The sequence below is a fragment of the Chlamydiales bacterium genome (genome assembly GCA_031292375.1).
GTDB lineage: Bacteria > Chlamydiota > Chlamydiia > Chlamydiales > VFKH01 > JARLHF01.
The window spans coordinates 17809-32114 of record JARLHF010000057.1 but is presented as its reverse complement, the minus strand read 5'-3'; the positions used below and the strand labels follow the sequence as shown (position 1 = coordinate 32114).

Annotated in this window: 14 protein-coding genes; 9 read left to right on the top strand and 5 right to left on the bottom strand. The window is 37.0% G+C overall.

Annotated features, from left to right (window positions below; all coding sequences use genetic code 11):
* The first annotated feature begins 491 nt into the window (after nt 1-491).
* Nucleotides 492-869, top strand: coding sequence for a nucleotide pyrophosphohydrolase (locus P4L16_07385; protein ID MDR3624943.1), 378 nt, complete (start codon nt 492-494; stop codon nt 867-869).
* A gap of 33 nt (nt 870-902) precedes the next feature.
* Here the strand turns inward: P4L16_07385 and P4L16_07380 are convergent, their stop codons facing one another.
* From P4L16_07380 to P4L16_07365, 4 genes are all read right to left on the bottom strand, one after another.
* Nucleotides 903-1742 carry a DUF2608 domain-containing protein gene (locus tag P4L16_07380; GenBank protein MDR3624942.1) on the bottom strand — a complete coding sequence of 280 codons (840 nt, stop codon included), beginning with the start codon at nt 1740-1742 and terminating at the stop codon, nt 903-905.
* 78 nt (nt 1743-1820) lie between these two features.
* On the bottom strand, nt 1821-2354 hold the full coding sequence (locus tag P4L16_07375) for a ClbS/DfsB family four-helix bundle protein (GenBank protein MDR3624941.1): 534 nt from the start codon (nt 2352-2354) through the stop codon (nt 1821-1823).
* Nucleotides 2351-2836 carry a hypothetical protein gene (locus P4L16_07370; GenBank protein MDR3624940.1) on the bottom strand — a complete coding sequence of 162 codons (486 nt, stop codon included), beginning with the start codon at nt 2834-2836 and terminating at the stop codon, nt 2351-2353. The genes P4L16_07375 and P4L16_07370 overlap by 4 nt, the downstream gene beginning before the upstream one ends.
* 88 nt (nt 2837-2924) lie before the next feature.
* Entirely contained in the window at nt 2925-3347 is a 423-nt protein-coding gene (locus P4L16_07365) for an NUDIX domain-containing protein (GenBank protein ID MDR3624939.1), read from the bottom strand.
* A gap of 245 nt (nt 3348-3592) precedes the next feature.
* Between P4L16_07365 and P4L16_07360 the strand changes: the two genes are divergently transcribed.
* The 5 genes from P4L16_07360 (at nt 3593) to P4L16_07340 (ending at nt 9827) form a co-directional block, all read left to right on the top strand.
* Entirely contained in the window at nt 3593-4018 is a 426-nt protein-coding gene (locus P4L16_07360) for an NUDIX domain-containing protein (GenBank protein MDR3624938.1), read from the top strand.
* Between the two features lie 29 nt (nt 4019-4047).
* Nucleotides 4048-4791 carry a sulfite exporter TauE/SafE family protein gene (locus tag P4L16_07355; GenBank protein MDR3624937.1) on the top strand — a complete coding sequence of 248 codons (744 nt, stop codon included), beginning with the start codon at nt 4048-4050 and terminating at the stop codon, nt 4789-4791.
* 285 nt (nt 4792-5076) lie between these two features.
* Nucleotides 5077-8067, top strand: coding sequence for a peptide ABC transporter substrate-binding protein (locus P4L16_07350; protein ID MDR3624936.1), 2991 nt, complete (start codon nt 5077-5079; stop codon nt 8065-8067).
* A gap of 1 nt (nt 8068) precedes the next feature.
* Nucleotides 8069-8458, top strand: coding sequence for a hypothetical protein (locus tag P4L16_07345; GenBank protein ID MDR3624935.1), 390 nt, complete (start codon nt 8069-8071; stop codon nt 8456-8458).
* Between the two features lies 1 nt (nt 8459).
* Nucleotides 8460-9827, top strand: a complete 1368-nt coding sequence (locus tag P4L16_07340) for a hypothetical protein (protein MDR3624934.1) — start codon at nt 8460-8462, stop codon at nt 9825-9827.
* Here P4L16_07340 and P4L16_07335 read toward each other — a convergent pair.
* Nucleotides 9822-10202, bottom strand: a complete 381-nt coding sequence (locus P4L16_07335; GenBank protein MDR3624933.1) for a hypothetical protein — start codon at nt 10200-10202, stop codon at nt 9822-9824. The two genes, P4L16_07340 and P4L16_07335, sit on opposite strands and share 6 nt — an antisense overlap.
* Nucleotides 10203-10364: 162 nt before the next feature.
* On the opposite strand from P4L16_07335, the gene ispG reads away from it, so the two are divergent.
* Genes ispG through P4L16_07320 form a run of 3 tightly spaced genes read left to right on the top strand, consistent with a single transcriptional unit; the run spans nt 10365 to nt 14306 of the window.
* Entirely contained in the window at nt 10365-12293 is a 1929-nt protein-coding gene (gene ispG / locus P4L16_07330) for a (E)-4-hydroxy-3-methylbut-2-enyl-diphosphate synthase (protein MDR3624932.1), read from the top strand.
* Nucleotides 12290-13150 (top strand): hypothetical protein, encoded by an 861-nt coding sequence (locus P4L16_07325; protein MDR3624931.1) that lies wholly within the window; start codon nt 12290-12292, stop codon nt 13148-13150. Before ispG ends, P4L16_07325 begins: the two co-directional genes overlap by 4 nt.
* A gap of 4 nt (nt 13151-13154) precedes the next feature.
* Nucleotides 13155-14306 carry an ABC transporter permease gene (locus tag P4L16_07320; GenBank protein ID MDR3624930.1) on the top strand — a complete coding sequence of 384 codons (1152 nt, stop codon included), beginning with the start codon at nt 13155-13157 and terminating at the stop codon, nt 14304-14306.

Sequence of the window (14306 nt, the reverse complement as noted above, 5' to 3'; positions counted from 1 at the left end):
CATTGTTAATATATTTGCAGGGTTAATTGCTTATACATTACAACCCAAAAAACCAGCTTTAAATTTTAATGAACAAGAGCTTAAGTTGTTAACAATAACCTAGTTAAAAATCGAGCTGACGTTAAATAAGATTTTTTGAACGACTTTTTGCTATTTCATTCATTTCAAGTTTCAGCTTTTCAATTATGCACATTTTTGGCACACTAACTTCCTTGGATAGGCAGCAAATGTCAATAGACTTCTTGCATAATTAGCTTTGCTTAGAAAAATTGAAAGTTTTTGAGTAGATTTATTGATAAATTTTGAGAGCATATGTGAACATATGGTTGAAAAATTTAACGATAAAGATGCCAAAAAAGACAATTTTAATAAGCAAATGTAATTACGTAAGAAGTCTAATAAAAAGGGGAGGGGAGATGGCGTTTCTCTCTAGAATTGGTGGACTCTTGACAATCTCTTATTCCAAAAATTTGTGTTAAGTTAGGAAAGAAATGAATCCGATTTGGCAAATACAGCAAGCTCACAAAAAATTTACCCAAGAAAGAAATTGGGATAGATTTCAATCTCCTAAAAACTTAGCGATGGCCTTGTCAGTGGAAGCTGCGGAGCTTGTGGAAGTATTCATGTGGCTTACAGATGTGCAGGCTAGTTCTTTGGATAAGGAACAACTTCAAGCGGCCTCAGAAGAAATTGCCGATATATTTATTTATCTCTTGCGTCTTTCTGATGTATTAGAAATTGATATTATCAGCGAAGCAAATAGAAAAATGGAAAAAAACATTCAAAAATATCCTATTGAGCAAGGAATAGCTCTTGCAAAGGCCTTAACTAACAAAGGTCGAGAAAGCTCTTCATGTCCTCAAAGCTGAGCCCTTACGTTGTGTACAACATTTATTGTATCTTCAATTTCTTGAGGGGGTTGTATTTTTGAAGATTTTTATAGCTTCTTTGTCTGGAAGCCATTTCTCATTCTCTATGAGATATTGAAATTGAAATTCGCCTAATGTTTGATTAAGTTTGCAGGAAGCATTTCCAGTGGCCGTATAGTGGAATCCTATAAATTCGATGCCCAGGGCTTCTGCAGCGGATTCGACAGATTGTATTTGTGAGAGAGAGTCATCTATGAATAGGAGCTTTGTTGGCTTCCAGTCAATTTTTCGTAAGAATGTAGTGAGGACCTCGCCTTTGGGGCGAAGGTTGGTAAATAATACACCATTTTTAAATAGAGGATAATGATCGTTATAGGGGGAAAGTTCTGTAAGATAGAGAGGGTTAAAGTCTTGAAATGAGACCGTAAAATCGATTCCAAAGTGTTTAAGTCGATTGAGTCTCCAATCTTCCATATTTATTATTTTTCCATAGGTACCTGTTTCCAGGGCTGTTAGTGCAATAACAGGAATACCTCTTGCTTGTATGTTTTGAATAAGAAAAGGAGATTTTTGGTCTACTAGCTCTTCTTTTCCATCAATACCAAGAATGGATTGAAGTCGTGCTCTTTTTTGTGGATCTAAATTATGTAGAAATTTTTTTCTTAAACCTTTACCGCAGGGCTTAAGGGCAGCATCTTCTGGAGTTAGGATAGTATAGTCAATATCAAATAAAATAAGAGAATCGTGGTCTAGCGATTGGATTTCTTTTTCAAACAAACATAGGTCTTTTACTGCAAGTACTTTACTATAAACAGCAGAGACGCTTAGTAAAGAGAATAAATAAATTATTAGAATTGTTTTCTTTAGCATCATGACCTCATAGTTCATATGCCACTTAAAAGTAGCACAAAAACAGATTAATACGCTACTGAAGATAGTAATGTCTATATATCAAAAATAGTTTTTTGCGTAACCTGAGTTAATTAGGGTAAAAGCTCTTTTATAGGGGGAGCTGGTATTGACTTTGATCCATTTGCTAAGTGGCCATTGCTTGCCCGATGGTAGTGTACACCATGGCCAAACCCCTAGTTTGTCTAGGTTCCCGGTTTGGTATTCTTGTTCGACGATAGTAATTAGTCGCATGAAAACTTGCAGGAAAGCCCTGGTCTGTAGGTCTTTGTCGTTATTGAAGTTGTATTTTTGATAAAAATACTGAGCAATGGCCACATAGTTCCAATTTGTAAAGCCCTCTCCAGACATTTTTGGTGTTTCACCTCTTATTCCTGCATCATACCAGCCAATCACCAAGCTTCCCCATCCAATTTGATAGGCAATTAAGTCCGTTATACTTACTGTTCCCCCAGTTCCCTTTATTTTCTTTAAGATTCGCAAAGGTGCAGGAATTGAAGATATGAGTTTTGTTAATCGAGAGTATTCTTTTTGAATTTCTAGGCTTAAAGGGGCTTGTAGAGAGGGAAAATTCATGAAGGAGGTTCTATTCTACTTGATGAAGTGCTCTTCGAAGATCCTGAAGAGAGAATTACTGTGTCTAAATTAAGAAGTCCCTCTTTAGAGGCTAGAAATATGGGAATGATTTCCTCTTCAGAGAAGGTTTTTTTGGCTGCTTCTTTGATGTTCTCGATCTGATTTAATTTAAATGTTTGTAGTGTTTGTGCCAATGTATTAACTTTTTCAAAACTAGCAGAAGGTGAAGGTTCAGAATCTGAAAGAATTTTTTGTTTAATGCTTTCAAGTAGTTTAGAAGCTTCTTGTAAATATTCTAAATTATCTAGGCGGATAGATGCATTGTAGATAATCTGGATAGCAAATGCAGATACCGAATTTACTTGAGTTGAGTTTTCACCTTCAGAAAGAGGCTTTAATAGACCAGTAATTTCTTGAGACAATCGCATAATAACATTTGCTGCAGCTAGGATTTGGGTTGCATTATTTGCTGGGCTACTCATGATCATATCTCCTAAAACTGTTGTAGCACTGCATGCTAACAGAGCAATCTAATTTTTTCACTAATTAACTCATGCATAACATGAGTAATTAAAATAACTTAGAAAAATCATCAAATTTATAGCCAGAATTTAAAAATGTTTGAATAGGAAGAAAAAGAGGTGTAGGTAATTGGGCGTAGGGAAACCATTGCCAAATTTTACACTTTTCTTTTTCTTTAACTTCTGGCTCTCCACCCTCGTATCGAGCAATCATTAAAAGAGTGATATAATGAGAATGGCTTTCAGCAAAATAATCATTGATCCAAGGCCCACGCTTGACTTGAGAGACGAAGAGACCTGTTTCTTCTAAAGTTTCTCTTATAGCACATTCTTCAGGGGTTTCGCCAAACTCTAAATGTCCTCCTGGAAGGCTCCAAGAGTCTTTTCCATGTTTTCCTAAACGAAATCCCATCAAAATGGTTTCATCCTTAATAATGAGCGCACCAACGCCAACTCTGACAAATTTATTCATAACAACCTGAGTTTTGAATTTAAATTGTTCAAGATTAGAGGAGATTCTGGATAAGTTTTCAATCATTTTTGCGAAGTTCATATTCAAAAACTATAAACGAGCAAAAAAGCTTGAAAAGCTGCCAGAAGATCCCTAAGATTGAGCAATTTAAACCCAAAACTCAGGCTAATAAGATTAAGTGATTATGTTTTTTAATATTTTGGTGTTGTAGTCTATGTAGAACAAAGTTTCAAGTAAAGGAAGTTATGAGCAGTAAAATAAAACAGGTCACAAGGTATGGATCTTATGGGGTCTTGTTACAAGATTCAAAAATATTGCTTACACTAAAAAAATCAGGTCCTTACAAAGGGCTTTGGGATCTACCAGGTGGCGGCATTGAATTTAGAGAAACGCCAGAAGATACGCTCAAGAGGGAATTGTTAGAAGAAGCTGCTATGCAAGTAGTCCAATGTAAGCTTGTGAATATTGCAACGTTTGTTGGTGACTATGGTAGTTGTGAAAATAGATACCTATTTCATCACATTGGTATTATTTACAAAATTTTAGAATCACGTATAATGCCTGACTTAGTACCTGAAGATGAGGTGCGCTGGGTTACGCTTAAGCAAATCAAGCAAGATGAGCTCACACCATTTGCAAAGCATGCGCTAAAGAATTTGTTTGTATTATAGTTAATTAGTATCGCTGCTATACTGCCTTTATGGACATTTTTTTAGTTTTTCTTACATTTATTGTTACATTACTAGCAGGTATTTTAAGTGGGCTTAGTGGTGGTGGAGGTGGTTTTATTACCATGCCCTATTATATTTTTATTGGACTTTTGCCAGCAGAAGCTCTTGCTACTAATAAATTAAGTGGGGTCGGTAATTCTTTTGGGGCTCTTAGTGCATTTAAGGGAAAGGGGTTTATTAATAAAAAGCTTGCTATACCCTTCATGAGTATTACACTTATTTGCGCTTTGGCCTCAGCATGGCTTATTCCTCAAATCGATGCTTCGTTTTTTCAAAAGATAATTGGTATTATTTTAATCTTGTTAATCCCTTCTTTATTTATCAGTAAAGCATCTTTTCAACCAGGAGAGCGTTCTCGGCTCTGGTTTATTACAGGTTTTATTGCTTATACATTTTTTACTTTTATGCAAACGCTTTTTGGAACAGGACTTGGCATTATTCTTGTGATTATTCTCATGCTTCTTTTTGGCCTTTCTACCCTTGAAGCGAATGCTACGAAGCGCATTGCTCAGTCTGTACAATCAGTGATTTTGTTTGTTCTTTTAAGTCTCCAGGGCTTGGTTGTATGGTCTCATGGTATTTCAGGGCTTATTGGTGCGAGTATCGGCACGCATATTGGATCTCACATAGCCATTAAAAAGGGAGATCAATTTGCAAAAATTATGTTATCCCTATTTATGGCTATATCAGGGCTTGTTTTATTGTTAACCTAAAGTTTTATGCTGAAAAAAATAAGTGTAGCGCGCTTTTTAGTAAAGTTTTTACTTTTCAAATATGTGTGCTTTTGGCACACTGATTTTCCTAAAAGTGAATAAAAATAGAAATAAGTATGTTTGTCTTAAGAGGCTCAGATTGGAAATAAAAATTAAAGCAGAGTGTCCTCAGACGATTTTAAGCGCGATTTTGTTAAAATTCGATAAACAAATGTTTTTTTTGCTTGCATATTTTGCAAGGAATTATTAAAGTTCGTGTAAAGTTTTTAATTATGTGTGAGAGTTATGATAGTTCTTCAAGCAGAGTTTGAACAGAATCCAGAGATGAATCCAGGTGGTTTGCCCGTTTCCTTTCACCCTTCGTTCAATCCTGTTTATAGAAAATTGCAAAGGTGGTTAGCGCGTTTTCCACAGCAGGTAGAGAACTCTATCTTTAATGATCTTTTTCTTTTTTATCTGGTTGCTACGAAAAAGTACTTAGATCACCGGAATGCAACGCATCTTTTTCGCTTGGTTTTGTCAATACACCTCATGCAGAAAAAACTGCTACGTACAGCGACGTTTGCGCCGCATGCAAGGCATCTTGAAATCAGATGGATTCCTACTTACTTGACATTCCCGTTTTTTACAAGACCTGTTCTTGGCTGTGTTGTTGGCTTTAATATCATGGATCGATATGAGCTTTTTGACGAGGAGAACGTTCTTCTTGCCCTCCAAAAAAGCCTTCCTCAACTGAGGATAGTAAGGGAGAGCTCTTATTGTCATACTTCTCAGCATAAAAATCTAAAGATGTTTTATCTTGAGATTGAGAAAAAAGAGGGGCTTCCTTTTTCTCTTGCTGAACAGCAAATCTTGAAAAACAGCTTGGAAGAAAAAATCAGAAAGAGCATCCAAAAGCTTTCTCCAAGTATATTTATGAGATCCAATGAAGAAGAGATCTATAAAAATGTTCTTGTGTTAAGCCAAGAGATTCAAACCATTCAAGATCTACCTCAGGTATATATCGTTTTAGATCAGCAAACGGGTAAAGAGATTATCTTTCGTGTGATGCTGGTCTACATCATGCCCTTTCATCGCTTTTCTCTAAAAGAGCGCTTTTTTGATGCCTCATTTGTGCCTGAAAAGGCTTTAACAGTGAAGCATATCGATAACCATCCTGTAGAGGCACATATCTTTCGCATCCATCTTCCTCGTGATGCGAGCTTGCTTAGATCTGATGGTTCTTTAGATTTTTATTCTGCACGTCAAAAAGTGGTTTCTCTTGTCACCTCTGCCATTGGCGAGTTTCGTGACTACAATGGAGGGATCCTCATTAAGCAGCAGGAGCTTTTACATCAGCTTAAAGATCAATTTCCTGGAATTACGAGTAGTGATCTTGAACTCTTAGAAACATTTTTTTACGCTCTGATTCCCTTAGAGAAACAATTTCTCCTACAAGAAAAATTTCTTGTTTCACTCTTTAATTATTTTTTAGAAGAGCGTCGCAAGAGATTGTTACCTGGCTCGTTTTACTCTTTTAAAATCTATCATGAAGAAGATAAAATATTTCTTGTTGCACATGGTAGAGAAGCTTCTTTTAAAGAAGTTATATCTTCTGTACTTCAAGAAGTTGCTTTCAAGATGACGGATATAGCATATAACGTCATAGATATATCGGAAGGGACTTTTTTTAATTGTGCTTTGTTATCTTCTAGTGACGAGACGGAAGTATTTGTTCATAGTCTTCAAGAAGCTTTGCATAAGTGGCAATTGCAGATGAAGGATCAACAGATCTTAAGGATTGGGTTGGAATATTTAATGGTTTCCTTAGATCCTCGCATTGGTGGGGAGTCTGTTTCGGGTAATGTGTTGAGATTTCTTTTTGAAGGTCTTACTCGCTTTGATCAAAATGGCGCTGTTGAAAATGCCGTTGCTGAATCAATTGAAGTTTCTAAGGATTTGAAAGAGTATGTTTTCAAATTACGTTATTCTCAATGGAATGATGGATCTCCTGTTACTGCCTATGATTTTGAGTATGCTTGGAAAAAAATTCTTTCTCCCGATTTTAAAACCTCTTTTGCCAGCTTCTTTGATCCTATAAAAAATGCTAAAGATGCCAAAGAAGGGAAAGTTTCTTTAGATCAGGTAGGGATTCAGGTTATTGATGCGAGAACGCTGAAAGTAGTTCTTGAGAGGCCTACTCACTATTTTTTACAGATGACAGCGCATTCTGTTTATTCACCGATTCATCGTCTAATTGATCAGCAACATCCGCAATGGCCTTATCAAAGTCAAGCTAACTATCCTTGTAATGGCCCTTTTCAGCTTAAAATTAATGATTCTAGTCAGGGTTATCATCTTGTTAGAAACCCTTTTTATTGGGAGTTATCTCGTATTTACTGGGATCAAATCATTATGAGTCTCATGACGCCCCACCAGGCAATTCATGCTTTTCATAAGAATGAAGTGGATTGGGTTGGAAGTCCGTTTGGAACGTGGCATTCTTTTTATGTTCCTGGGAAAGAAGATCGCATAGTGACTTATCCTAATAGTTTAGTGTATTGGTGTGTGTTTAATACATCTCGTCCACCTTTTCATCATCCGAAGTTACGAAGAGCGTTTGCTTATGCTATAAGGCGTGCAGAGCTTACTGCAAGTTCATTTCTTCCATTAAGTCCTGCCTATTCACCATTGCTTCCGTTTTATTCGGGAAATCAACATCCTAAGTTTCCTGAATATGATAAAGAAAAAGCACGTGTATTATTGCAAGAGGCCTTAGAAGAATTGGGAATATCTTCCAAAGATTTTTCATCAGTGACTTTGCCTTTTTACCAAAAAGGTATTGGAGAGTATATAGCGAATTGTTTGAAAAAACAAATCGAGGAAGGGCTTGGGATTAAGTGTCATTTAGAACCTCTTTCTTGGAACACTCTTTTTAATAGAGTTGCGGTCAAGGGAGATTTTCAAATGAGTTTAATGCACTGGAATTCTTGGATTGATGATCCTATTTATACACTGAATGCGTTTAAATATGTTGGAGAAGAGATTAACGTTGCAAGGTGGGAACATTATGATTTCAAACATTTTCTCGACTTAAGTGATCAAGAAATTAACCCGTTTCAGCGTTCCTTTTGTTTAATGAAGGCAGAAGAAGTGCTATGTCAGGAAATGCCAATTATTCCATTAGTTTATCAACCCAATCAAGCATTAGTTAAAAAAGATTTGTGCGTATTTTACAGAGTTCCTTGCGGACCTTTTAATGTCCTCAGGAGCTTTAAACAGAAAAAAGGAGTTTAATATGTCGAGTGTATTAAAAGAACATGTCAATAGTAGTTCTGTTGAGCAAGTAAATGATAGTTCTATTATACAAGAAATTAAAGGTCATCCAGCATGGTATGGACGTTTGTCGGGATTAAAGGCTGAAAAGCTTTTAAGAGGTAGAAAAACTCCTTACCTCTACATTTTACGTGAGGGAGAAAATGAAGGAGATTTTTATGTGACCTTTGTTCTTCCTGATCTATCAATTAAGCACCAACCCTTTGTTGTTACAATAACAGAAGAGGGATGGCACTGTGAAAATTGGGCGCTTTGTGGTCCGCTTACACCAGCTGCTTCAATTGATGATGTGCTTCATCTAATTATGCATTGCGGAAGGCTTGCGTGTTCTCCGAAGATAAACATGAATTGAAATGAAATTATCAGAAAAAGAATATTCTCATGCAAAAGGGGGATTAAGAGAAATTGTTTTTCTCTTTTTCCCTATATTGCTTATGACATTTTCTACGTGCATTAGTTTGTTTGTAGAAAAATTACTTTTTGCACGAGTTTCTGCTGAAGTAATGGAAGTGGCCGTAAGTGCAACTTTTGCTTGCCAAGTTCTTCAAGGGCCCTGCGTGGCTTTGGCTATGATGGCCCAAGTATATGTAGGAAGGTGGTGCGGTGCTCTCGAATATAGGGCAATTGGGCCAGGTGTGTGGCAGTTTATTTGGTTTTCTTGTCTCTCTGTTGTTGTTGTTGTGCCTTTGAGTGTTCTTTACGGGAAGTTCTATTTTCATGGTACCCACATTGAAGACATGGGGCTATCTTACTATTATTATTTGATTGGCGTGGGCTTTCTTTTTCCCTTGGGAGCTTGTCTTTCCTGTTTTTTTCTTGGACAGAAAAAAGTACGCTTAGTTCTATTTGTAACGATAGGATCGCAACTAATTAAATTGTTAAGTGCTTACTTTTTCATATTGGGTGTGGAAGGTGTGTTTTCTGGTTTGGGGCTTATAGGGGGTATTATAAGCACGTTAATTGCTCAGGGGGGATTTTGTTTAGTCTTATTTTTTGTCTTTATAAATTTAAAGAATACAGCTCTTTTTAACTCTCGTGCATGGCATTTTCAATCTAAGTTGTTTTGGGAATGTATTCATCCCGGGTTACTTCGTGCCTTGAATCGTATTTTGACGTTTACAAGCGGTGCAACAGTTGCTCAATTAATGACAGTTAAAGGTGGAGATTATTTATTAATTTTTTCTATTGGTGGTACGCTATTTATTTTCCTCCCTTTTTTGGGAGAGGCTATTTGTCAAGCCCAAACAACTCTAGTTTCACAAATTATTGGAGCAAAAGCCTACTTATTATTGCGTAATGCTTTTAAATCAGGGTTATTCTTAACAGCAGTTATTGTAGCTATTGTTGGCATCCCTCTTGTATGGTTCTATGCGGATGCATTTTATTTTTTATTTCCGGGAATTGAACTTGATGAGACTGCAATACAAAAGATTTTTTTAGGGATTTGGCTCTCTTTTGCTTTCTTTGCCTTTGGTTTTGTTCCTCTTGGTTATGTTTTAGCATTTAAGGATACAAGGTTTTTATTTTTTATGGGAGGTATTAACTGGATCAATGGTTTTCTTCTTGTATATGTTGCCATTGAAAAGGTTCATATTGAAGCCGATCAGTTTTGGCTTGTTTTGAGTTTCATGCATTTTAGTACATTTATTCTATACTTATGGCGTATGAGATGGTTGCAGTCTAGGGAGCTTGCAGCATTTTCTCAAGCAAATAGTTTATAGCTCAAAACCGTGATATACGAAGCAGAGACCTAAGAGCAGCCATACAGTAAAGGCAATCCAGTAACCATATCGGATAAAGCCTGTAGCAAATTTTTGTACCTGAGCAGTAAATGCAAAGCGAATGATACCTCTAAATGTTAATAGGTAGCCAATGAGTGTGATAAGTCCTCTCCAGTTGGCCTCCCAAATAGGGTGCCCGATGACAATAGCAAGGCCCATCAAGAGGTCGAATAGGCTGCTGTAGAATAAAAGAGCTTTGGAAGCAATGAGCTCTTTTATAATTCCTTCAAGTTCCTTTTTGCGAGTAGCCCAAATGGTAGCTGCGATTAACATATAGACTCCAAAAAGCTTAGCTAAAAAAAGTGATAAAGTCATGATCGAGTTCTCCTCTTTTAATATTGTTCAAGTTCAAATATTGGGAGTAGTTTGTCAAGTTTTTTATTTGTATAGCAAAAACTTGTAGCTTGCTTAGGACTGATTTGTTATGCTGGACCGCGTTAAATAGATATCTTCAAGAAATGATGCAAAAAGGTAATCATGCTTAATTATTGCGAATCTGTGTTTTGCACAAAGCGACGCAAGACAAGAGAAGTTATGGTTGGAAATGTGGGTGTTGGAGGAACAAATCCTGTTCGCATTCAATCGATGACCACTTCTAATACGCGAGAAGTTGGAGCAACAGTTGATCAAATCATGCGCCTTGCAGATGCAGGTTGTGAAATTGCAAGAGTTACAGTTCAGGGCATGAAAGAAGCCGATGCTTGTGAAGAGATAAAAAATTCTTTACTTCAGCGCGGTTATACAATACCTATTGTTGCAGATATTCATTTCTTTCCACCAGCTGCTATGAGGGTAATTGACTTTGTAGATAAGGTGCGTATCAATCCTGGAAATTACATTGACAAGAGAGCCTCTTTTAAAGTGATTGAGTATGATGATGAATCATATGTGAGGGAATTGGAAAAAATTGAAGAAAAATTTACACCTCTTGTTGAAAAGTGTAAGCGGTTGAAAAGGTCGATGCGTATTGGAACAAATCATGGATCTCTTTCAGATCGTATCATGAATCGTTATGGTGATACGCCTCGTGGCATGTTGGAGTCTGCATTAGAGTTTGCAAGAGTGTGTCGCAAAGTGGACTTTCATGATTTTATGTTTTCTATGAAGTCCTCAAATCCTCAAGTAATGATTCAAGCTTATCGCTTGCTGGTTGCTGAAATGATGCGTTTGGGCTGGGATTACCCTCTGCATTTGGGTGTTACAGAGGCAGGAGAGGGAGAAGATGGTCGTATTAAATCGGCCATGGGAATAGGCTCTCTTCTTTTAGATGGCATTGGAGATACGATTCGTGTTTCTTTAACAGAAGATGCTTGGAATGAAATAGATCCTTGTAAGAGGCTTGTTGCTTTTGCAAAATCGTATGAAGGACAAGGGGTTGCTCCTTTTAAAGAATCTTATCGAGACATTGAAGCAATCAAGAAGCGTACTGCCAGTTTACCAAAAAATATCTCTTTGCATAGAGATGGTACAGTAATGGTAGGCATCTCTTCAAAAGATGTTCAAGAAGCAGACTTTTATAAGAAGTTAGGGTGTGATGTTCAGCTAGGAAGGCCTAAGCTCAAAGCGACAAGTGCTGATTGCATTGTTGTAAAAGAAGATGTAAGCACCTCTATTATAAAAAGCTTAAGAGATTGTGGAGTGAGCGCTTTTTCAACGAATGCTTTAGAAGGGACAATACCTCTACATACTTTAAAAGAGGCTCAAGAGAAGTATTTGGATAGGGCAAATAAAGAGCGTTTTGCTATTATTGCATCAGAAAAGGAGCCCCTAGTTGTAGTTATTCAAGATGAATCTCTAGATGAATGGGAAGCACTTTGCAAGATTAAGCCTAGCTTAATTATATTGTCACCTGCTTCTAGTCGTTTGCATTATAGTCGCCACTTTTTTGATTGGCTGCAAAGTAAGAAATTGGATGTTCCTGTGATTTTAGGTTTTAATTATTTGTGTTCTAAAGAAGAAATCATTATTCAGTCTGCAGCTGAGTGTGGAGCTATTTTTTGTGATGGACTTGGAGATGGACTTTGGATTGATGCGCGTTTTGATGTTGACTTTCTTAGGAATTTAAGCTTTAACATTCTGCAAGCTGCAAGAATGAGAACTTCTAAAACGGATTTCATCTCTTGTCCAAGTTGTGGACGCACGCTGTTTGATTTACAAGATGTCTCCAAGCGTATACGTGAGCGTACAGCCCACCTTCCTGGTGTTAAAATTGCTATTATGGGTTGTATTGTAAATGGTCCTGGAGAGATGGCTGATGCAGATTTTGGCTATGTTGGATCAAAACCTGGAATGATAGACCTTTATGTAGGTAAGAAATGTGTAGAAAAAGATATCAGTTTTGCAGACGCTGATGATCGTTTAATTGAGCTTATTAAAAAACATAATCGATGGGTGGAACCTGAATGAAGAATAATAAAAGAAGTTTTTGGTTATTTTTAGGGGCGCTTTTTATAATCTTTGCAAGCGTATATGGATCTGAGAATGATGCAAATATGTGTAAAAACCAAGAAAGCAGTAGCTTTATTGATTTTGTTCATTTAAGAGTTCAGGATGCAATTGAGCATTCTCAAGATATACCAGGTCTTAAGAGGGAAGAGTTAATAGCCTTGAGACAAGATATTGTTGACTCATGGGATAGTCTTGTAAGAGATGGAGTAATTGAGGTAAGTGGAACAGATAGGGAAGTACGCCCCATTTTTGTTGCCATTCAAGGTGCTGTAGAGCATGTGCTTTCTTCAAGTTTACAAAAGGAAGTAAAAGTGCTTAAAGGTATTATTCATACACCGATGCCTGCAACTCCACTTTGTACAAAAGGAGAGGTCTCTAAAGAGCTTGTTGATCCATCGCTTGAGATAGAACCTGCATCTCTTTATACTGTAAAGGCTCGTACAACGATTATAAGAGATTATTTAACAAAAGGTGGAATGCTTTACAACGTATATCCAAAAAATGGGTTTAAAGCACGCACACAAGAACAGCAGCAAATTTATGTAGAAGAGCTTTCCAATTATTCTAAGACTCTTTGTGATGTTCCTATAGCTTGTGAGAGTATACCTGAAGAATTGGTAGGGGCTACTTATTTATTTCAAGATGAACATGGCGATGTATTTGTTTTTGCAATTAAAATGACACAAGCAAAGAATCCAAAAATGAATGGAAATTTTGGAATCTGGTTTGGCTCTATTTGCAATACAGATATCCAAAAGCGTGTACAAGATGTTATTGGTTTTCTAGAAAATAGTGCAGCTAAAATAGATATTTAAATTCATGTTTGCACTAGCACTTAAAATACTTATTGGAAATAGAGCCTCTTGCATAGGAATGATTTTTGGGGTCTTTCTTGCAACACTGCTCATTTCTCAGCAGTCCGCTATATTTTTAGGGCTTGCATCTCGCTCTTACCGCATTGTCACAGATATCCCAGAGCCAAATTTGTGGGTTATGGATAAAGCTACAGAAAGCGATGACAAGGTGCGAAAAATGCCGCTGAGTTACCTGGACATTATCCGCAGTGTTACTGGTATTAAGTGGGCAGTTCCCATTGGCCATGTCATGGTGCAGCTTGTTACGCAATCGGGTTTATTTCAGATTTGTGAGCTTTATGGTGTGGATGATGCTACATTGATCGGCGCTCCCATGCAAATGATTGAGGGGCAAGTGAAGGATTTGCGTCGCGAAGGAGGAGTCATTGTGGATGTGTATTCTGCGAACACATCTTTTGCAAGAAAGCTTCCTGACGGCACAAAGATTCCTCTTAGAATAGGGGATGAGTTTGAAATGAATGGTAAAAGAGCAGTTGTTGTTGGTATTTGTAAAGTGACGCAAGGCTTTTTTCCACAACCCATTATCTTCACAGCTTATAGCCAATTTCTTCGCTTTGATCCTTCCATGGCAAATCGTTTAGATTTTATTGCTGCAAAAACGGATCCAAATGAAAATATTGAGGATATTCAAAAAAGAATCAATGCTATAGATGGTTTTGCAGCCTTTACAAAGGATCAATTTGAATGGAGAATCATTGAAGACTTTTTAAAGACAGGCGTATTGATTAACTTTGCACTTTCGGTAGCTCTTGGTATCATTATTGGATTTTCTATTGTAGGCCAGACTTTTTATCTGATGACCCTGCAAAACTTGCCCTACTATGCTTTGGTAAAGTCTCTTGGAGGTACCTTGAAGATGATTTTTCAGATGATTGCAGTTCAGGTGTTTACAGTGGGTGTTATCGGGTTTTGCTTGGGTATTGGCACAACTGTTCTCTGGGGCATGGCGATTAAAGATACAACGCTTGCATTTCTCTTTAACTGGCAGTTATTACTTTTTACATGGATGATTATTGTAACCGTTTGCGCTTTTGCTGCAATACTTAGTATGCGTAAAGTGTATAAGACAGATCCTAAAACATTGACTGGGAACTGA